The sequence below is a fragment of the Brevundimonas phoenicis genome (assembly GCF_047237745.1).
Taxonomy (GTDB): domain Bacteria; phylum Pseudomonadota; class Alphaproteobacteria; order Caulobacterales; family Caulobacteraceae; genus Brevundimonas.
The window spans coordinates 1586857-1606939 of the sequence record NZ_JBDFLN010000001.1; the positions used below are offsets into that span (position 1 = coordinate 1586857).

The following is a 20083-nucleotide window of genomic DNA, read 5'->3' on the forward strand; positions in this document are numbered from 1 at the left end:
CGAACGCTTCTAGGCTGTCCGCTGTTCCTGCGCTTCCTCGGTGCGGGCAGCGAAGAAGGGCTTCAGACGGCTGAGGGCGTCCTCGATCTCGGGCGTCGAGACGGCGAAGCTGAAGCGGATGAAGCGGTTGCCGTTCACGGGGTCGAAGTCCACGCCCGGCGCCGTCGCCACGCCTGTTTCGCGCACCAAGGTCTCGCAGAAGGCCATGCTGTCGTTGGTCAGGTGGCCGATGTCCGCATAGATGTAGAAGGCGCCGTCCGGCGGGGCGATCGAACGCAGACCCATGGCGGGCAGGGCCTTCAGCATCAGCTCGCGGTTGGCGCGATAGACGTCGATGTTGGCTTCCAGCTCTTCTTCGCAATCCATGGCGGCCAGCCCCGCGAACTGGCTGAGCGTCGGCGGCGTCAGGAACATGTTGCCCATGCGCGCGCGGGCCTGCTGGACCTCTTCTTCCGGCAGGATCAGCCAGCCCAGGCGCCAGCCCGCCATGCTCCAGTATTTGGAGAAGCTGTTCACGATCATGGCCTTGTCGTCGAACTGCAGCATGCAGGGCGTGTCGTGGCCGTAGGTGATGCCGTGATAGATCTCGTCAGAGATGATGCTGATGTTGCGCTCGCGGCAGACCTCGACGATGGCCTTCAACTCGTCCTCGGCGATGACGGTGCCGGTCGGGTTGGCGGGGCTGGCGATGATGACGCCCTGAGGCGCGGGGTCCAGTTCGCGCAGGGCCTTGGCCGTCAGTTGGAAGCGCACGTCGGGGCCGCAGTCGATCTCCTGCGGGACGATGTGCAGGGCCTTCATCGTGTTGCGATAGGCGACATAGCCGGGGCGGGCGATAGCTACGCGGTCGCCGGGGGCGAATCGCATGTTCAGCGCCACCACCAGGGCGGGCGAGGCGCCCGCTGTCATGATGACGCGCTCGGGATCGATGACGACGCCGTAGCGGTCCTTGTACAGCTTGGCCACGCGGGCGCGCAGGTTGGGGCTTTCCCAATAGCCGCCGGCCTCGGCGTCGACCACGCGGTGCGCCTCGGCGATGGCGCGGCTGGGGGCGCCGGTCGAGGGCTGGCCGAACTCCATATGGATGACTGACTGACCTTCAGCCTTCATCTCATGGGCGATGCGGCTGATGGCGATGGCGCGGAAGGGTTCGATTTCTACTGTCATGTCAAAGCGTCGGCCAATCTGAGGAAGCCCGCCACGTCGATGGTCTCGGCGCGGGCGTCGGGTTCGATTCCAGCGGCTTCGCACAGGGCGGCGCCGCCAAGTTGTTTCAGGCTGGAGCGCAGCATCTTGCGACGCTGGCCGAATGCGGCCGCCGTGACCCGTTCCAGCCGCTTCAGGCGGTCGGGGGCGGGGCGCTCGGCCAAGGGTATCAGATGCACCACGGCCGACGCCACCTTCGGCGGCGGGGTGAAGGCGGCGGCGGGCAGGTGCATGACGATGCGCGCCTCGGCCACGGCCTGGCTGATGACGGCCAGACGGCCATAGGCGTCCTCGCCCGGCTGGGCCACCACGCGTTCGGCGACTTCCTTCTGGAACATCAGGGTCAGGGCGCACGGCGTCCACGGCCCCGTCAGCCACTTGATCAGCAGCGGCGTGCCGACGTTGTAGGGCAGGTTGGAGACCAGGTGCGCCGGTCCCTCGACCAGATCGGCTTCCTTCACCTTCAGGGCGTCGGCCTCGACGATGGTCAGGCGGCCCGCGCCGTCGTCCAGTTCAGACAGCAGGGGGATGAAGCGCGGATCCTTCTCGACCAGCACCACCTTGCCCGCATCGCTTTCCAGCAGGGCGCGAGTCAGGCCGCCGGGGCCGGGACCGACCTCAATGACGGCGCGGCCCTCGAACGGTCCGGCGTAGCGGACGATCTTCCGCGTGACGTTCAGGTCCAGCAGGAAGTGCTGGCCGAAGCTCTTCTTGGCCGACAGGCCGTGGGCGTCGAGCGTTTCACGCAGGGAGGGCAGATGATCGGTCACGAGGCCTGTTAGCGCGCCGCGCGGGCGGACGCCATCTCAGAAGCCAGGCGGACGGCGGCGATGAAGCTGTCGGCGCGGGCGACGCCCTTGCCGGCGATGTCGAAGCCGGTGCCGTGATCGGGAGAGGTGCGGACGATGGGCAGACCCAGGGTGGCGTTGACTCCGCCCCAGAAGTCCAGCGTCTTCACCGGGATCAGGGCCTGATCGTGATAGAGGCAGACGACGGCGTCGTAACGCGCCCGCGCCTCTTCGTGGAACAGGGTGTCGGCGGGCAGGGGGTCGGTGATGTTCAGGCCTTCGGCGCGCAGGGCCTCGGCGGCGGGGCGCAGCACCGTCACCTCCTGCAGCCCGATGGCGCCGCCTTCGCCCGCGTGGGGGTTCAGGGCGGCCAGGGCCAGGCGCGGGGCGGTGATGCCGAAATCGCGCTTCATCGATTCGTGGACGACGCGGGCGACGCGAGCGACGCGCTCGCCCGTCACCAACTCGGGCAGCTGGTCGATCGGCACATGGATGGTGACGAGGCAGGCGCGCAGGTTCTGAGCCGTCAGCATCATCACCGGGCCGCGCGTGCCGCTGAACGGGACGTCGGCGGTCAGTTCGGCGATGAACTCGGTGTGGCCGGGAAAGCGGAAGCCGGATGCATACATCGGCGCTTTGGCGATCGGGGCGGTCACAAGGCCGCAGCCTTCACCCGACAACACCAGATCGACGCCGCGTTCGATCCAATCCGCCACGGCGACGGCGTTGGCGGGCTCAGGCTGGCCCGCCGTCACGGGCGCGGGCGCCGGATGGTGCAGGACAGGGATGGCGCGGCCGAAGACACCGGCCGCATCGGCAGGGCTGATGACGGCTTCCACCGGCTGGCCCTGCGCCTTCAGAACATCGGCGTCGCCGACCACGACGAAGGGCACGACCGGCGGCAAGGGGCCGGGCGCGGAGCCCAGCACCGACCAGGCGCGGGCGATGATTTCCGGCCCCACCCCGGCGGGGTCGCCCATCGTGACGATGAGCGGCCGGATCATCGTCATTGCTTGATTTCGATCAGGGCGTCTTCGCGCAGATCACGCAGATAACGCCGGCCCAGCATGGCGTAGTTCTGATTCTGCAGACGCGCCTCGACCTGTTGCGACGAAGGGGCTTCCGGACCACCCAGGCGACGGTCGCAGACGGCCAGCAGGTGGACGCCCAGCGGGGTGCGGACGGGCGTGCTGATCGAGCCGAGTTCGGCAGAGCGGGCGACCTGTTGGAACTGCGGCGCCAGGTCATCGACGTCGCTTTCGCCCAGGTCCGCGCCCAGCAGGCCGGTTTCCGAACGGGCGCGGTCCAGAATGTTGTCGCAGGTCAGTTGGCCGCGCAGGGCCTCCAGGCGCTGGGTGGCGGCGGCTACTTGGGCGTCGTCAGCATTTTCCGGCACTTCGACCATGATCTGCTTCATCTTGACCATACTGGTCGAAGCGCCCGAACGCTTGTCGCGCATGTACAGGATGTAAACGCCGCCATCGACCGGGATGGGGTTCGACAGCTGGCCGACTTCCAGCGTGTCCATGACGGTTTGCAGCGCAGGCTGAACCGTGCCTTGAACCACCCAACCGGCGTCGCCGCCACGCGCGGCGGAAGGAGCCGCCGAGAATTGACGGGCGACGGCCATGAAGGGCGCGCCCTGGATCATCTGCTGCACCAGTTGGCGCGCGCCGTTCACGGCTTCCTGCATGCCGCCGACGCGAGCAGCCTCGATATAAATCTCACCAACCAGATATTGGGGCTTGGTGGCGGATTCCGTCAGCTGACGCATGGCCTGATCGACCTGGCTCTTGCTGACCCGCGCGCGGTCGCGGAAACGGCCGCCGACCAGATCGCGCCAGCCGACCTCGGTGCGAATCTGTTCGCGGAAGGCCGGAATGGCGATGCCGCCTTGCTGAAGGAAGGAGACGAAGGCGTCGGGGCTGGCGCCGGTCTGGCGCGCCATGTCCGCGATTTCGCGGTCGACTTCTTCGTCAGTGATCTTCAGCTGATCGAATTTGGCGATTTCCTGGGCCTGCAGATGCTGCTCGATCAGATCGTTGAGCGCCTGCTGCTGGATGGCGGCGATGTTCTCTTCGGTCGGCTGCATCTGCGACATGGCCATGACGACCAGCATCCGCTGACGCAGGTCGAAGCCGGTGATGATGCGGTCATTGACCGTGGCGATGATGCCATCGGCCATGCGGAACTGAGGCGCGGCGGTCGCGCGCTGGGGCGCTTCTTCCGCCGCTGGGTTCAGGGCGCCTGCGGCCGGTTGCGCTTGGGCGCCTTGCTGTTGAGGCGCGGGTGTCGAGGTCGCCTGAGCCCATGAAGGCTCCACGGCTGCAACGACCATCAGGGCGGCCAGTGCGGCTCCCGTAGAGTAACGCTTCAAACGCATCGTCAGTCCTGATTCCCTAAAGCGGTCCCAACCCGATGTGCGACGCCGTCAGCGCCGCCACGCCAGGGCGCACGTCCCCGTAAGCCGCAATGCACGCCATGCCTACCGCATATTGTTGCGATCATAGCCTGAACCTCCAAAAGTGGCGAGGTTAAGACGAATATAGACGCCCTCGGTGGGGCCGGTGGGGCGCACCCGAGTGTTGTCGCGACGCCAGCCCAGTTCGATTCGGAAGCAGTCGTCATCGAACAGAAGTCCGACTTCCGAACGAGTGATGATGTCTCGCTCCAGATCGGCGATGCCGGTCACCGCCACGCCCCAGTTGCCATAAACGAACTGGTGTCCCGAGAGCTGAACAAACTCGTAGTTGCGGTTCTCCGGACCGTTCAGCGGGTTGGAGTTGTCCACGATATAGCTCAGACTGGCCAGGTTGCGACGACCCCAGCGGCCATCGACCGTCGCCTCGGCGCGACGAATCTCTCCGTTGCCGTCGATCGTGGCGTGGAACCAGCCGCGCATGCGATCCGAGGGATTGAACGTGCCTTGCACCACCCAGTCCGACGTCCGTCCGGCCAGGCCAGAGGGGTCGTAGAGACGCGTCGGATCGTCAGGAATGGGCGTCAGATATTCGTCCTGGTCATCGGCGCGCATGCTGCGGCCGATGAAGAAGCTGGCTGAACGCACATCGTCCCAGCGCAAGGTCGCGCGGGCGCCCGCCGTAAAGCGCAGACCGCCTTCCAGCAGATCGTAACCAGGGAAGCGGTCCATGCGGAAAAGGGACAGGTGATCCAGTTCCGTGATCTGACTGTCCTCGTTCGGAATGCGCGGATCCAGGTCGGCCTTGTTGGAGATCGACATCTGGGCCATCGGCTCCAGAATCAGGTCCGACGAGGCGCTGAGACGACGGTACAGGGGATAGCTGATATCGACACCGGCGCTCGCCCGGGCGCGAGTGTAGGTCTCGGTTCCCACGCCCATGGCGGGCGGCAGGTCACTCACTGAGTAGAAGTCGGTACGCAGGTCGACGAAGGGCTCCCAACGCACGCCGATGGGGGAAATCATCGTCCGGCGCCATTCCGCCTGGCCGGTGACGCGACGGCTGTCGACGCCGGGCAGGCCGTCGGTGGGACCGCCGGGAATCAACTCGGGCGCCAGGGTCGGGAAGCCGACATAGGCATCGCGAGTCAACGCCACGGCTGAGCCGCGCAGGCGCAGACGGCCGCCGAAGACGGGCCCGTCCGGTTCCCACCGGGCCTCGATCAGAGGCGCCACCAGCGGCAGAGTGTTGTCGTCCTCGAACACCAGATAGCCGTCGGCGTCACGGAAATCCGTGTCGGCATAGGACGGATCAAGCCGCAAGCTCTGCATGGAGAAGGCGGCGACCGACAGATAGGATCGTTCGGTCTGACGCTCTGCGTAGATCTGGCTGATTAGACGTCGGCTGTCGCCATAGTAAAGGCCGTTGTCCTGATAGGCGTTGCGCACGTCGTAACGGTCGAACAGCGTCTTGTCCGACACGCGCTCGGCCGTGAAGCCCCAGCGCCAGGGGCCTGCGGGATCGAACGCGCCGTGGGCCAGCAGATAGCTGCGGCTGGTCTTGTCGCCGAAGCGGACGTTGCTCTCGGCGTCGCCGTCGCCATCCAGATCAAAGTCGCCGAAGCTGCGGCCATAGGTATAGCCGCCGCGGGCCACGATCATGCCGTCGGCGAATCGCTTGCGCCATTGCAGGTTCAGCAGCGGCGCGACTTTGGTGTTGAATTGCGGGCTGAACAGCACGTCCTCGGATGGGGAAATGACGTGCAGATAGGGAATCTCCAGCGAAACGCCCCGACCTGCCTGGTAATCGCCCCAGGGGACCAGGAAGCCTGAGGCGCGATCAACGGTCGGGTCCGGGTGAGAGAAGGCCGGCAGGTAGAAGATCGGCACCCCGCCCACGCGGAACACCACGTCGCGATACAGGATCGCGCGCAGTTCTTCGTTCTGGACCGCCTTGGAGGCCTGGATGGAGACGCTGGGCGTCTTGCCGCCATCCGCCGCGCAGACGGGACAGGGCGTGAAGATAACCCGGTTTAACTCGCTGACGGTTTCAGAGCGCCGTACGGCGGTCGCCGCCATCAGGCTGGAGCCGTCGGCGAGGCGGGTCGCCAGATCGACGGCCACGCCGGCCTTGAGGTCGGAATCAAGCTCGATGCGCTCGGCGTGCACGACCGATCCGTCAGGCGCGGTCAGTTCGGCGTCGCCGGACGCCGTGGCGATACGGCTTTTCAGGTCGTAGGTGACGTCCTGGGCGCGCAGGCTGTGATCCTGAAAGCGCGCCAGCACGCGATCCTCGGCTGACCCCTGGGCGGAGACGACTTCGCCTTCACGCTGGGTTGCATCCGCGTCGACATAGACGGCTTCAGGCGTCAGGCCGTCGGCGTTGCGTGTCTGCGAAGGCGTCGCCGACGTCTGCGACGGGGCCTGAGCTTGCTGGGCTAAAACCGGGCTTGCGGCCAAGGGCGCGCCTATGACCAACGCCGCCCCGGTCAGCAACCGAAGGCGCAGGGCTCCCATGCGGGGGAGGCGGCGGTTGATCATGCACTATCCACTCTGTTGCCGGCTACTGTCATGCGAGGGCGGGCGAAACCGCTCGATTAGCCGTCTTCGGTATAGAACAGCAAGGTGAAGGCGGCGAGGGCCGTCAATACAGGCGGCAGCCAGGCGGCGATGATAGGCGGCACCACCTCAGCCGACCCCATGGCCGACGAGAACTGGTTCAGGAAGAAGAAGGCGAAGCCCAGCACCACGGCCGCGACCGTCATGCGCGCCAGATCGCCCAGGCGCATCAGTCGCAAGGAAAAAGCGGCGGCCAGGATCGACATGGCGCCGAACACCAGCGGCGTGGCCAGAAGTTGCTGCAGCCGCAGCCGATAGGCGGTGGAGGCGAACCCGGCGTCCTCGATCCGGCGAATCTGGTTGGGCAGGGACCAGAACGGCGTGGATTGCGGTCGGGCGAATCGCTGGAAGGCTTCCTTGTCGGCCAGGTTGGAGGGCAGATCCAGGGTGGCGTAGCGCACGGCCCGCTGTCCGGTCTGGGCGCCCCTGGCGTCGGTCAGGCGCCAGCGTCCGGCGTTCAGGGCGGCGGTGGCGGCGTCGATCCGTTCCGTGAAGACGCGCCGTCCCCCGGACGTCGTGGTGTAGATGAAGAAGGTCGCGTCCAGCAGACGGCCGGTGGCCTGTTCCTGGCGGCCGCCGCGAATGATCATCTGCCGGTTCTCGTCTCCTTCGCGAAGCCAGACCGACTCAGCGGTTTCTCCTCCGGGGACGGAACCGGAGATCCGACCGCGTTCGCGCTGCCAGATGCCGTCTCCGGCTGCGGCCATCGGGCCCAGAACCGTCACTGTGAGCGCGCCCATCAGCACGGCTGCGCCTGCCGCCGGAAGCACGAAGCGCCAGGCCGAGACGCCCGCCGCCCGCATGGCGATCAGCTCGCTGCGCCGGTTCAGGCTGACGAAGGCGCCCAATGTCCCGAACAGGAAGACGAAGGGCAGAAGCTGGAGGATGACGGATGGGGATTTGACCAGCACCAGGCCGAGGATCCGCGCGCTGGACAACTCGCCGGAAGAGTTCAGCCCGCGCGACACCTCGACGAAGTCGATCAACATGACCAGGGCGGCGATGACGGCCAGAGCCACGCCCAGCGACTTCATCTGCTGGATCAGCACATAGCGTTCGATGCGCCCGAGACGAAGCTTCATGCGGTCCTCGCCTTCACGCGGGCCAGCGGCGACAAGGCGCGGCGACGGCGCGGTTTGAGCGCGCGGAACAGGATGCGCAGGGCCAGGGCCGTGGCGGCCAAGGGCACGACGTATTGCAGGATGTTCAGGGCGCCGTTCCAGGCGCTGGCCGCGACCAGGCCGTAGCCGATGACGCGCAGGATCAGAAAGGCGCCCGCCGCCTTGGCGATTCGCCCTGTGTAGCCGATCCGGCTGAAGGCGCCGCCCAGGATGGCCGCCAGCGCAAAGGCCATGGCCGCCAGGGCGTAGAGGGGCGAGGCCAGGCGCGAATGCCCCTCGGCCGCCAGTTCGCCGCGCGTTCCGGCGGTCTCAAGCAGGGCGGGGGTGGGGTCGAACAGGTCCGTCAGCCATAGGTCCGATGGTTTGAAGCGGATTCTTTCGTTTGTCTGGGCGTAGGGCGACAGGTCGAACACCTGCTGGTCGAACGACAGCTGGTTCAGCACCTCGCGCGAGGAATAGCGCTGCATCGACCCGTTCTGCATGGTCAGCACCGGCAGGCCGTCGACGCGGCCGAAGCGGGCGGTCTCGGCGTCCCAGGTCGTGACCGTCTTGCCGTTATCGAGATAGACGAAGAGGTTCTTCATCAGGCCGTTCTGCTCGATTTGCTGGACGTAGACGGTCAGGCCGTCCGGCCCCTGGACGAAGCGGCCTTCCTCGACCAGCAGGGCGGCCAGATCGGTGCGGATGGCGAAGGCCTGGCGACGGCCCTCGCGTTGGGCCCAGGGCTGGACAAAGACGTTCACCAGCAGGGCGACGACCGTGACGATCAGGGCGATCTGCAGGGCGGGCCGGATCAGGGCCCAGCGGCTGACCCCGGCGGCGTAGGCGGCGGTCAGCTCCTGCTCGCGCTGCAGCCGCGTCAGGGCGATCAGGGCGCCGACGAACAGGCCGATGGGCAGGATGACGGCGATCAGCTGCGGCAGGGCCAGCAAGGTCAATTTGACCATGACCCAGACGCTTTGGCCGCGCTCGACGATGACCTCCAATTGGTCAAGGCTCTGACTCAGCAGGCCTATCCCGGCCAGCGCCGCGACCGCCGCCACGATGGGCAGGCCGATCTGGCGGAAAAGATACCTCTGAATCAGGGTCATGCGGCGGGTAAGGTCGTATAATCGGCTGCGAACGTGTTGCAGCCCAGGGCGATGCGAGCCATGTAATACACATCCGGCCGCCCCGACGAAACCGTCGCCGCGACCATGGCAAATTCAAGCGTCACCGGGGCATGATTTCTCGGTCTGGAGTCAGTTTATGAAAATCGAATTCGTCGCTTCGTCGGGCGCAGCCGAAATTCTCGCCGTGCTGGCGCACGAAGGACGAGCCCTTGCAGGCGCCGGTTCGGCGCTGGATCAGGCCGCATCGGGCGCCCTGGCCAAGGCGATGAAGAACAGCCGCTTCACCGGCGCGGCCAACAGCACCCTGAACGTCGCGGCCCCGGCCGGGATCGACGCGAACGCCGTCCTGCTGGTCGGCGCGGGCGCGGCGGACAAGCTGGACGATCTGGCGGTCGAAACCACCGCCGCCGCCGCCTATCACGCCGCCAAGCTGTCGGGCGCCGAAGTCCTGACCATCGAGGCGTCGCACCTGTCGCCGGAACTGGCCGCCCGCGCCGGTTTCGCCGTGCGCCTGGCCGCCTACCGCTTCGCCAAATACCTGACCAAGCAGAAGGCCGATAAGATCCCGTCGGTGACGACCGTGCGCGTCGTGACCTCGGACGTGAAGGCCGCCGAGGCCGCCTTCCAGCCGCTGTCGGCCGTGGCTGACGCCGTTCTGTTCTCGCGCGATCTGGTGTCGGAGCCCGCCAACATTCTGTACCCGGCCGAGTTCGCGCGCCGCGTGAAGGAGTTGGAGGCCCTGGGCGCCAAGGTCGAGATCCTGGGCGAGGCCGAGATGCAGAAGCTGGGCATGGGCTCGCTGCTCGGCGTCGGTCAGGGCTCGGTGCGTGAAAGCCAGCTGGCCGTCATCCAGTGGAACGGCGGCAAGGAAGGCGAGGCCCCCATCGCCTTCGTCGGCAAGGGCGTCTGCTTCGACACCGGCGGCATCAGCCTGAAGCCCGCCGATGGCATGGAAGAGATGAAGTGGGACATGGGCGGCGCCGCCGCCGTGGCCGGCCTCATGCACGCCCTGGTCGGCCGCAAGGCCAAGGTCAACGTCGTCGGCGTCCTGGGCCTGGTCGAGAACATGCCGGATGGAAACGCCCAGCGTCCGGGCGACGTCGTCACCTCCATGTCGGGCCAGACCATTGAGGTGCTGAACACCGACGCCGAAGGCCGCCTCGTGCTGGCCGACGCGCTTTGGTACACGCAGGACCGCTTCAAGCCGAAGTTCATGATCGACCTGGCCACCCTGACGGGCGCCATCATCATCTCGCTGGGCCTGGAATACGCGGGCGTCTTCACCAACAGCGACGAATTGGCCGCCAATATCGCCGACGCCGGTCCGAAGGTGGGCGAGAAATCCTGGCGCCTGCCGATCCCGGCGGAATACGAGCGTCACATCGACAGCCCGATCGCCGATGTGAAGAACATGGGCAACGGCCGCGCCGGCGGCTCGATCACCGCCGCCCTGTTCCTGCAACGCTTCACCAACGGCACGCCGTGGGCGCACATCGACATCGCCTCGACCGCCTGGGTGAAGGACTCCAAGAACCCGACCGTGCCGGACGGCGCCGTGGGCTATGGCGTGCGTCTGCTCGACCGCATGGTCGCCGACCACTACGAAGGCTGAACACGTCCTTGAAGGGGTAGGGCCGGGTGTCTGACGCCAAGCCGGAAATCTGGTTCTACCACCTGGAGCGCTCGACGCTGGACCAGGTGCTGCCGACCCTGCTGGAGCGCACGCTTCAGCGGGGCTGGCGCGCCTTGATCCGGGGCGCGACCTCGCACCGGCTCGACGACATCGACGAGCTGTTGTGGACTTATCGCGACGACAGCTTCCTGCCGCACGGACGGGCCGATGGCGACCATGCCGCGCGCCAGCCTGTGCTTCTGTCCGAATCGGGCGAGAATCTGAATGGCGCTCAGGCGCTGTTCATCGTCGATGATTCAGAGCTTGGGGCCACGCAGGAGTTCGCACGTTGCTTCATCATCTTCGACGGTCGGGACGAGCAGGCGCTGAACCACGCGCGCGGGCGCTGGCGGACGCTGAAGACGGACGGCGCCGACCTGGCCTACTGGAAACAATCGGACGAGGGCCGCTGGGAAAAGGCGGCCTGATCCTGGGCGTGGGCCTGGTCGCCCTGTCGGCCTGCGCCTCGCCGCCCGCCCGGCCCGTCGGCCAGCCGACCGCGCCCGTCCGGACGCCGGTCTCTTCGACCGAGCGGCCCTATCTTTCCGAACCGGGCGTTCGCAGCATTGACGGCGATATGTGCAAGGCCGGCGAGCTTCAGTGGCTGGTCGGGAAACCGCGCAGCCAGATTCCCGTTCCGGTGGATGTGGTGAACCGTCGCGTCGCTTGCACGACCTGTCCCGTGACTGAAGATTACTCGCCTTACCGCTTGAATATTTTCTATAATCAGCAGACGGGCCTGGTTGAACAGGTTCGCTGCGGCTGATCGAAAAGGACGCCGCCATGAAGACGATTCTGACCCTGAGCGCCGCTGTGGGCTTCCTCGCCCTGGCCGCCTGCGCCCCGACCCAGGGCGGCGGCGCGACACCGACGCCGGGCGGCGAGGCGATCCCCGTCGCCTGCAAGGCCAGCGACTATCAGGAGTATGTGGGCCGCAATCGCTCGACCATTCCGACCGCGCCGGAAGGCCGTATTTTCCGCGTCCTGTGCAGCAGTTGCGCGGCGACCATGGACTATCGCGAGAACCGCGTGACCTTCACCTACGACGACAAGACCAACGTCGTGACGCGCGTCAGCTGCGGCTGAGTTCAACCAATATCCGCTCATCCCGGCGGAGGCCGGGATCCAGTGCTTTGGCTGCAAACGCGGCGGATGAAGTTCTCACTGGGCCCCGGCGTCCGCCGGGGTGAGCGGAAAGCAGGGGCTGGGGCTTAGCGCTCCAGGCCGTAGAGGGCGTCGGCGACGTCCTCTACCTTCTGGCGCACCACGGTCTCCGCGTCGCGCAGGCCGCGGTTGTAGAACAGGCGGCCGATGTCGCGGCCGATGAACTCCACCAGCATCTCGGCGGGCAACTGGCCGACCTCCACCTCCATTTCGTCGCGCAGGTAGGCGCGCAGACGGGCGGACGCCTCCTGCATCTCGTCCTTGGTCAGCAGGGGCGGCGTTTTGCTCATCACGAGACCTCGGCCAGGGCTTCTTCGGCGGCGATCCAGTCGATCTCGGCCTGATCCAGGTCTGCCTGGGTCTTGGCCCGCGAGCGGGTCAGGCCTTCCAACTTCTTCGGATCGTTGACGGCGGCGTTGGCCAGATCGTCGTCCAGACGCGCCAGGTCGGCGGTCAGTTGGGCCATCTTCTCTTCCGCCTTCTTCACCGCATGGCGCAGGGTCGAGGGCGAGGGGCCCTTCTTCTTCTCGGCCTTGGGCGTGGGCGCGGGAGCCTCGGCCACGGCTTCTTCATGCTTGACTTGGCTCGGCTTCATCCCCGCCTGCTTGGCGCGGTCCAAAACGAACTTCTGATAGTCGTCCATGTCGCCTTCGAACGGCTTCACCGACCCGTCGGCGGCCAGCCACAGGCGGTCGGCCACCAGCTCCATCAGCGAGCGATCGTGGGTGATCAGGATGACCGCGCCCGTATATTCGTTCAGCGCGTCCAGCAGGGCGCGGCGGCTGTCGATGTCCAGGTGGTTGGTCGGTTCGTCCAGGATCAGGATGTGCGGCGCATCCATCGCCACCAGGTTCAGCAAGAGGCGCGCGCGCTCGCCGCCCGACAGGGACGCGACGGTGGTCTCCTGCTTCTCGAACGGCAGACCGAACTGGGCCAGACGGCTGCGGCGGCTGCTCTCCGAGGCGTCCGGCATGGCGCGGCGAATGATCTCCAGCGGCGTGTCGGTCGGGTCCATCGCTTCGATCTGGTGCTGGTGGAACCAGCCCACGCGCATCTTGCCGTCACGGTGGAACTCGCCCGTCTCGACGGTCAGGGCCTTGGCGATCAGCTTGGCGAAGGTCGACTTGCCCGCCCCGTTGACGCCCAGCAGGCCGATGCGGTCGTCCAGATCCATCCGCAGGTTCAGGTTCTTCAGGATCGGCTTGCCCGGCTCATAGCCGACGTTGGCCTTCTCCAGCCGGATCAACGGCGGGGGCAGGGGGCGTTCGGGCGAAGGCAGGGTGAAGGGGGCGACGCGCTCTTCCGGCGGCAGTTCGATGCGCTGCATCTTCTCCAGCCGCTTGACGCGCGACTGGGCCTGTGTGGCCTTGGACGCCTTGGCCTTGAAGCGGTCGATGAACTTCTGCAGGTGAGCGCGTTCGGCGTCTTGCTTGGCCTGGGTCGACGCCATCAGGCGCAGTTTTTCGGCCCGCGTCTTTTCGAAGGTGTCGTAGTTGCCGGTGTAGAGGTCCAGCTTGCGGTTCGACAGTTGCAGAATGTGGGTGCAGACGCCGTTCAGCAGCTCGCGGTCGTGGCTGATGATCAGGGCCGTGTGCGGATAGCGCTTCAGCCGCTGCTCCAGCCACAGGGCGCCTTCCAGATCGAGGTAGTTGGTCGGTTCGTCCAGCAGCAGCATGTCCGGCTCGGCGAACAGGGCGGCGGCCAGGGCTACACGCATCCGCCACCCGCCCGAGAACTCGGCCATCGGGCGCAGGATGTCGTCGTGGCTGAAGCCCAGACCCGCCAGGATTTCAGAGGCGCGGGCGGGGGCGCTGTCGGCGTCGATCTCGATCAGGCGGCCCCAGATCTCGCCCATTTCCTCGGGCTCGGCGGTTTCCAGCCGGGTCAGCAGGTCGTGGCGCTCGACGTCGGCTTCCAGAATGGTGTCCAGCACGCTGACGGGCGTCGCGGGGTGTTCCTGATCGACCGAGCCGATGCGGGCGGTCTTGGGCAGGGAGATTTCGTCGCCGTTGGCGGCCAGTTCGCCCAGGATCAGCTTGAACAGGGTCGACTTGCCAATGCCGTTGCGGCCGACCAGGCCGACCTTGGCGCCCGGCGGCAGGCTGACGGAGGCGTCGTCCAGGAACTCGCGGCCCCAGGCGTTGTAGGTCAGGTTTTTGATCTGCAGCATGGGAACCGGAAAGAAAAAGGCTTACGCGCGGGGATATTGGAAAGATGTGCGGCGCTCGCTATAAGCCGCCGACCCTCAAACTCCCAAACAAGAAGTCACTCCCATGACCGAACGTACGTTCTCGATCATCAAGCCGGACGCCACCCGCCGCAACCTGACGGGCGCCATCAACGCCGTCATCGAAGGCGCTGGCCTGCGTATCGTGGCTCAACGCCGCGTCAAGCTGACCGAAGCCCAAGCCAAGAAATTCTACGAAGTGCACGCCGAGCGTCCCTTCTACGGCGAACTGGTCTCGCAGATGATCGCCGAGCCGGTCGTCGTGCAGGTGCTGGAAGCCGAAGGCGCCGTCGCCAAGTACCGCGAAGTCATGGGCGCCACCAACCCGAACGACGCCGCTGAAGGCACCATCCGTAAGCTGTTCGCCCTGTCGATCGGCGAGAACTCGGTCCACGGTTCGGACTCGCTGGAGAACGCCGGCATCGAGATCGCCCAGTTCTTCACGGACGCCGACATCGTCGGCTAAGGGTTGAGGCAGGCCTCTCTGTGAGGCCTGACACAGCGATAAAGCGGCCCGCTCCCGGAACCGGGGGCGGGCCGTTTCGTTTTCATGGTCACGCTGTCTCTCGAAGAAGAACAAGGATGACCGCCATGAAGACGATGCTGAAGCTTGCCCCGGTGATCGGCCTGACGGCCCTGCTGGCCGCCTGCGGCACCACGACGGAACAACGCGCCGCCACGGGCGCCCTGGGCGGCGCGGTCGCCGGTCAGGCGATCGGCGGCAACACCGGCGCGACGGTCGCCGGCGGCGTCATCGGCGCCGTCGCAGGCGCCGCCACCACGCCGAAGAAGCCGCACGAGTAAGGCTTTCCGCCCCACTATGTGGTGAGGGGGACCACGAAGTGGTGGAGGGGCTTGCGACAGGTCGCGGCGCCAAGCGGCCCCTCCGTCTCGTCGCCTTCGGCGTCGATCCACCTCCCCATGAGATGGGGAGGAGAAAAAGGGCGTCGGCCGCGAAGCCGACGCCCTTTCCTTTTGTCCGTCGCCGGCCGCGCCGCTTACCAGATGCGGGCGCGCTTTTCGGGGGCGATGTACTCCGCCTGATCCGGGGTGACGCCGAAGGCGGCGTACCAGGCGTCGATGTTGCGCGGCGGGGTGGCGGCGCGCGCCATGCCGGGCGAGTGCGGGTCGGTGGTCAGCTGCTCTTTCAGAGCCTCTTCACGCGACTTCTCGCGCCACACCTGGGCCCAGCCCAGGAAGACGCGCTGCTCGCCGGTCAGGCCGTCGATCACCGGGGCCGGCTGGCCGTTCAGGCTGCGCTTATAGGCGTCCAGCGCCATCAGCAGACCGCCCAGGTCGGCGATGTTCTCGCCCATGGTCAGCTCGCCGTTGATGTGCGTGCCGGGGACCGGCTCCTCGGCGGCGTAGATGGCGCCCAGCGTCTTGGCGCGTTCCTCGAAGCGGGCGGCGTCCTCGGGCGTCCACCAGTCGCGCAGCACGCCGTTGGCGTCGGTCTTGCGGCCCTGATCGTCGAAGCCGTGGGTGATCTCGTGGCCGATCACGGCGCCGATGCCGCCGTAGTTGACCGCCGGATCGGCGTTCGGGTCGAAGAAAGGCGCCTGCAGGATGGCGGCCGGGAAGACGATCTCGTTGCGCGGCGGGTTGTAGTAGGCGTTCACCGTCTGGGGCGTCATGCCCCATTCCAGCGGATCGACCGGCTGGCCGATCTTGCTGCGGTTCCAGGCCCAGTCGAAGGCGGAGGCGCGCTCGACGTTGCCGTAGAGGTCGCCCGCCGTCAGCTCCAGCCCGTCATAGCTGCGCCATTTCTCAGGATAGCCGATCTTCACGCCGAACTTGGACATCTTCAGGATGGCCTGCTCGCGGGTGGCGTCGCTCATCCAGTCCAGGGCCTTCAGGCGCTCGGTCATGGCGGCGCTGAGATTGGCGACCAGTTGCTCCATCTGCGTCTTGGACGAAGCCGGGAAGTGCAGGCGCACGTATTCCTGGCCCAGAACCTCGCCCAGCTGGCCGTCGACCAGGGCGACGCCGCGGTTCCAGCGCGGACGGTTCTCGGGCTGGCCGCGCAGGGTCTTGCCGCGGAACTCGAAGCGCGAGTCGACGAAGGCGTCGGACAGGTAGGGGCTGGCCTGATCGACGGTCTGGAAGGCCTGCCAGGCCTTCAGCGTCTCGATCGGGGTGTCGGCGAACACCTGGGCGATGCCGGGGATGGCGGTATTCTCCATCAGCACCAGGGTCGGCACGCTTTCGACCTTGGAGGCCTGTAGGAAGGCGGCCCAGTCGAAGCCCGGCGCGAAGGTCGACAGCTGCGCGGCCGGGGTCGGGTTGTAGATCTTGTCGATCTGGCGGCGCTCGACCGTGGTCCAGTGCTTCTCGGCCACCTTGGTCTCGAAGGCCAGGATGTCGGCGGCGGCCTGGGCCGGGTTGCTCCAGCCGGCGGCGGTCAGGGCGCGCGTGACATAGCCGACATAGGCTTCGCGCTGGGTCGCGAAGTCAGGCTTCAGATAATAGTCGCGGTCCGGCAGGCCCAGGCCGCCCTGGCCCAGATAGGCCGAGTTGACGTTGGGGTCTTGCAAGTCCTCGAACACGGCCACTCCGAACAGGGAGCCGCCGAAGCCTTCGTGGCTGGCGCCCATCAGGCGGGCCATGTCGCTGTGGTTCGCCACGGCGCGGATGGCGGTCAGGTCTGCGGCCAGGGGCTGGGCGCCCAGCTGGTTCACGCGGGCCTCGTCCATGAAGCTGGCGTACAGGGCGCCGACCTTGCGGGCGTTGTCGTTGACCGGATTGGCGGCGCTGGCCTCGATGATGGCGCGAAGCTGGGCCTGCGAGTTCTCATACAGGACGTCGAACGGGCCGAAGCGGGCCTTGTCGGCCGGAATCTCGGTGTCGCGCAGATAGACGCCGTTGGCGTAGGCGTTGAAGTCGTCGCCCGGCTTCACCGTCAGATCGCGACCGTCCAGGTCGAAGCCCCAGGGCTTGATCTCGGGCGCGGTCGAGGCTGTGGCCGAAGCGTGGGCGTGTTGGGCCAAGGTCGGTTGAGCCGTGAAGGCGAGGGCGAGGGCCATGGCGGCGGCGCCCATCAGGCGAGTTTTCATCATCGGGTCTTTCCCAGTGGTGCAGACGTGCGCGATTGCGCCATCGGGACGGCGCATCCGTGCTTGCGGGCAACCTGCGCGGGCTGCGACCGGCTGTCGCATTAAAAATCGTTAAGGATCAGGCGCGGCGGATGAAATCGGCGAGCGCCTGGGGATAAAGGCCGTGCTCCGCCGCCTTGACCCGTTCGGCCAGGATGTCGGGCGTGTCGCCGGGCTGGATCGGCACGCGCGCCTGGCCCAGGATCGGGCCTTCGTCAACGCCCTCGGTGACGATGTGGACGGTGCAGCCCGCCTCAAGGTCGCCGGCCTCGATGGCGCGGGCATGGGTGTTCAGGCCGGGATAGAGCGGTAGCAGCGACGGGTGGATGTTCAACATCCGGTCCGCCCATTTGCCGACCAGCCACGGGGTCAGCAGGCGCATGTATCCGGCCAGGGCCACGACCTGGACGCCGCGCTCGACCAGCAGGGCGTCGAGGGCGCGTTCATGCGCCTCGCGGTCCTTGCCGAAGGGCTTGTGCTCGACGGTCAACGCCTCGACGCCCGCCGCCTCGGCCTTGGTCAGGCCGCCTGCGCCCGCGATGTTGGAGATGACGACCACGACTTCATAGGGCGCGTCCGCCGTCTGACCCGCTGCGATCAGGCTGGCCATGTTCGAGCCGGTTCCCGAGATCAGGACGGCGACGCGGGTTTTGGCGACGGACATGGGCGGCTCACGCGTTGAAAAAGGCGCGACTGCCATGCGGCCCCGACGGCGACTTAGCAAGAGGGACTGCAAGGCGAAGGGGAGGGCGCAGCGCCGCCGAACGAATATCGACCAACTGACGCAAACTCCGTTGCTTCTTCGGAAACGGCGGCGCTAGCGTCGATCCGCCGGAGAGTCCGGCATCCTAGGGGGAGTATCCTATATGCGTCGTCTGTTGACCGCCGCCTGCGCTGCGGCCCTGTTGGCCGCGCCGGCCGTTTCCATGGCTCAGGAAGCCGCGTCCAGCGGCGGTTCGGGGCCGGTCCGCTCGGCCTCTGATCGCCTGCGCAATGTCACCGCCGAACAGATCGAAAAGAACTGGGCGCGCGCCACGGCCGATGAAACGGAAGTGACCACCAGCCACTCGATCAACGCCCACGGCCGCACCCTGCGCTATAAGGCGACGGCGGGGACGCTGACAGTCCGCAACGACGCGGGCATGCCGACAGCCAGCCTCTTCTATGTGGCCTATACGCTGGACGGCCAGCCGGTCGGTCGTCGCCCGATCACCTATATGTTCAACGGTGGGCCGGGTTCGCCGACGGTGTGGCTGCACATGGGCGCCTTCGGCCCGATGCGGGTCCAGACCGACGCCCCGGTGGTCGAGCGTCCGGGGCCGTTCAACCTCGCGCCCAACGACATGACCCTGCTGGACAAGACCGACCTGGTCTTCATCGACATGGTCGGCGCCGGCTATTCGCGCCCGCTGGGCGAGACGCCGGGTTCGGCCTTCTGGGGCGTGGATCAGGACGCGGACACCTTCGCCCGCGCCATCATGCGCTACACGACCAAGTTCGACCGCTGGTCCAGCCCGAAATACGTGCTGGGCGAAAGCTACGGCACCTTGCGCGCGGGCGCCCTGGTGCATCAGCTGGAAAGCCGCGGCATGTCGCTGAACGGCGTGGTCCTGCTGTCGTCGATCATGAACTACGGCGTGCGCCAGCCGGGCTATCCGCAGAACTTCGTCACCCTGCTGCCGACCTATGCGGCGACGGCCTGGTATCACAACAAGATCCCGAACAAGCCCAGCCTGGAGGAACACGTCCAGCGCGCCCGTGAATTCGCCATCGGCCCGTACTCGGCCGCCCTGTCGAAGGGGCATCTGATCTCGGACGCCGAGCGCGCCCAGATCGCCCAGCAGATGAGCGCCCTGATCGGCATTTCGCCGGACGTTCTGGATCAGGCCAATCTGCGCCTTGAGCTGAGCCCCTTCCGCAAGGAGCTGCTGCGCGATCGTCGCCAGACGGTCGGCCGTCTGGACACCCGCTACCTGGGCATCGACGCCAATGCGGTCGGCGGCTCGCCCGAGGAAGACCCCTCCAGCAGCGCCATCACCGGCGCCTATTTCAGCATCTTCCGCGACTATGTGGCCACGACGCTGAACTACCGCACCGACATGGACTATCGCCAGTCGGCGCGCGGCCTGCCGGGCTTTGACTGGGACTGGAGCCACCGCCCGCCGGTCGGCGGCCCGCAGACGACGCCGAACACGGCGGTCGACCTGGCCACGACCATCCGCCGCAATCCGCACCTGAAGGTGCTGGCGCTGAACGGCTACTACGACGCCGCCACGCCCTTCTTCAGCACGGAGTACGACCTGGCCCAGATGATGCTGGAGCCGCACCTGCGCGGGAACCTGGAGTTCACCTACTATGAAGGCGGCCACATGATGTACACGGCCCGCCCGGCGCTGGAGCAGCTCTACACCGACATGGCCAAGTTCTACGACGAGACGCAGAACGGCGGCCTGCGCTGATCTTGGCGACAGTCTGAACAAGGAAGGCCCCGGTCAACGCGATCGGGGCCTTTTTCTCTTTATGCCCGCTCATCCCGGCGGACGCCGGGATCCAGTGCTTTGGCCTTCGGCTCGGCGCTTGAGGTTCTCACTGGGCCCCGGCGTCCGCCGGGGTGAGCGGAAGAAGCGTGGACGCAAAAAAGCCCCCGGCCGCGTTGACCGGGG

The 20083-nt window shown here is 66.9% G+C and carries 18 protein-coding genes; 7 read left to right on the forward strand and 11 right to left on the reverse strand.

Going from position 1 to position 20083, the window contains the following annotated elements; all coding sequences use genetic code 11:
* Positions 1-9: 9 nt before the first annotated feature.
* The 7 genes from ABC419_RS07875 to ABC419_RS07905 all read right to left on the reverse strand — a co-directional run bounded on the left by ABC419_RS07875 (position 10) and on the right by ABC419_RS07905 (position 9244).
* A complete protein-coding gene (locus ABC419_RS07875; RefSeq protein WP_412877813.1) occupies positions 10-1167 on the reverse strand; it encodes a pyridoxal phosphate-dependent aminotransferase in 1158 nt (385 codons plus the stop codon).
* Entirely contained in the window at positions 1164-1976 is an 813-nt protein-coding gene (gene rsmA, locus ABC419_RS07880; RefSeq protein ID WP_412877812.1) for a 16S rRNA (adenine(1518)-N(6)/adenine(1519)-N(6))-dimethyltransferase RsmA, read from the reverse strand. The genes ABC419_RS07875 and rsmA overlap by 4 nt, the downstream gene beginning before the upstream one ends.
* A gap of 8 nt (positions 1977-1984) precedes the next feature.
* Positions 1985-3004, reverse strand: coding sequence for a 4-hydroxythreonine-4-phosphate dehydrogenase PdxA (gene pdxA / locus ABC419_RS07885; protein WP_412877811.1), 1020 nt, complete (start codon positions 3002-3004; stop codon positions 1985-1987).
* Positions 3001-4377, reverse strand: coding sequence for a peptidylprolyl isomerase (locus ABC419_RS07890; protein ID WP_207896327.1), 1377 nt, complete (start codon positions 4375-4377; stop codon positions 3001-3003). The genes pdxA and ABC419_RS07890 overlap by 4 nt, the downstream gene beginning before the upstream one ends.
* 102 nt (positions 4378-4479) lie before the next feature.
* Positions 4480-6954: an LPS-assembly protein LptD gene (locus tag ABC419_RS07895; protein WP_412877810.1), complete on the reverse strand. Its 2475-nt coding sequence runs from the start codon at positions 6952-6954 to the stop codon at positions 4480-4482.
* A 56-nt stretch (positions 6955-7010) separates the two neighbouring features.
* The gene (gene lptG / locus ABC419_RS07900; RefSeq protein WP_125899773.1) at positions 7011-8114 is read right to left on the reverse strand and encodes an LPS export ABC transporter permease LptG; all 1104 of its coding nucleotides are present in this window, start codon (positions 8112-8114) and stop codon (positions 7011-7013) included.
* Entirely contained in the window at positions 8111-9244 is a 1134-nt protein-coding gene (locus ABC419_RS07905; RefSeq protein ID WP_200166836.1) for an LptF/LptG family permease, read from the reverse strand. The genes lptG and ABC419_RS07905 overlap by 4 nt, the downstream gene beginning before the upstream one ends.
* Before the next feature lie 157 nt (positions 9245-9401).
* Between ABC419_RS07905 and ABC419_RS07910 the strand changes: the two genes are divergently transcribed.
* From ABC419_RS07910 to ABC419_RS07925, 4 genes are read left to right on the forward strand one after another with little or no spacing between them, the layout of a single operon-like run.
* The gene (locus ABC419_RS07910; RefSeq protein ID WP_412877809.1) at positions 9402-10877 is read left to right on the forward strand and encodes a leucyl aminopeptidase; all 1476 of its coding nucleotides are present in this window, start codon (positions 9402-9404) and stop codon (positions 10875-10877) included.
* 26 nt (positions 10878-10903) lie between these two features.
* On the forward strand, positions 10904-11365 hold the full coding sequence (locus tag ABC419_RS07915) for a DNA polymerase III subunit chi (RefSeq protein WP_412877808.1): 462 nt from the start codon (positions 10904-10906) through the stop codon (positions 11363-11365).
* Between the two features lie 8 nt (positions 11366-11373).
* A complete protein-coding gene (locus ABC419_RS07920; protein WP_292057351.1) occupies positions 11374-11703 on the forward strand; it encodes a hypothetical protein in 330 nt (109 codons plus the stop codon).
* Between the two features lie 17 nt (positions 11704-11720).
* Positions 11721-12023: a hemolysin gene (locus ABC419_RS07925; RefSeq protein WP_412877807.1), complete on the forward strand. Its 303-nt coding sequence runs from the start codon at positions 11721-11723 to the stop codon at positions 12021-12023.
* Between the two features lie 125 nt (positions 12024-12148).
* On the opposite strand, the gene ABC419_RS07930 is transcribed toward ABC419_RS07925, so the two are convergent.
* Positions 12149-12391: a DUF2164 family protein gene (locus tag ABC419_RS07930; RefSeq protein WP_003165418.1), complete on the reverse strand. Its 243-nt coding sequence runs from the start codon at positions 12389-12391 to the stop codon at positions 12149-12151.
* A complete protein-coding gene (locus ABC419_RS07935) occupies positions 12391-14271 on the reverse strand; it encodes an ABC-F family ATP-binding cassette domain-containing protein (protein ID WP_412877806.1) in 1881 nt (626 codons plus the stop codon). The genes ABC419_RS07930 and ABC419_RS07935 overlap by 1 nt, the downstream gene beginning before the upstream one ends.
* Before the next feature lie 103 nt (positions 14272-14374).
* Between ABC419_RS07935 and ndk the strand changes: the two genes are divergently transcribed.
* Together ndk and ABC419_RS07945 are read left to right on the forward strand one after the other, a co-directional pair.
* Entirely contained in the window at positions 14375-14794 is a 420-nt protein-coding gene (gene ndk / locus ABC419_RS07940) for a nucleoside-diphosphate kinase (RefSeq protein WP_087139197.1), read from the forward strand.
* Between the two features lie 125 nt (positions 14795-14919).
* Positions 14920-15132, forward strand: coding sequence for a YMGG-like glycine zipper-containing protein (locus tag ABC419_RS07945; RefSeq protein WP_040346808.1), 213 nt, complete (start codon positions 14920-14922; stop codon positions 15130-15132).
* A gap of 194 nt (positions 15133-15326) precedes the next feature.
* On the opposite strand, the gene ABC419_RS07950 is transcribed toward ABC419_RS07945, so the two are convergent.
* Both ABC419_RS07950 and purN read right to left on the reverse strand, forming a co-directional pair.
* Positions 15327-17384 carry a M13 family metallopeptidase gene (locus ABC419_RS07950; protein ID WP_412877805.1) on the reverse strand — a complete coding sequence of 686 codons (2058 nt, stop codon included), beginning with the start codon at positions 17382-17384 and terminating at the stop codon, positions 15327-15329.
* Between the two features lie 115 nt (positions 17385-17499).
* Positions 17500-18084, reverse strand: a complete 585-nt coding sequence (gene purN / locus ABC419_RS07955; protein ID WP_412877804.1) for a phosphoribosylglycinamide formyltransferase — start codon at positions 18082-18084, stop codon at positions 17500-17502.
* 202 nt (positions 18085-18286) lie between these two features.
* On the opposite strand from purN, the gene ABC419_RS07960 reads away from it, so the two are divergent.
* Positions 18287-19879, forward strand: coding sequence for a S10 family peptidase (locus tag ABC419_RS07960; RefSeq protein WP_412877803.1), 1593 nt, complete (start codon positions 18287-18289; stop codon positions 19877-19879).
* Positions 19880-20083 lie beyond the last annotated feature (204 nt).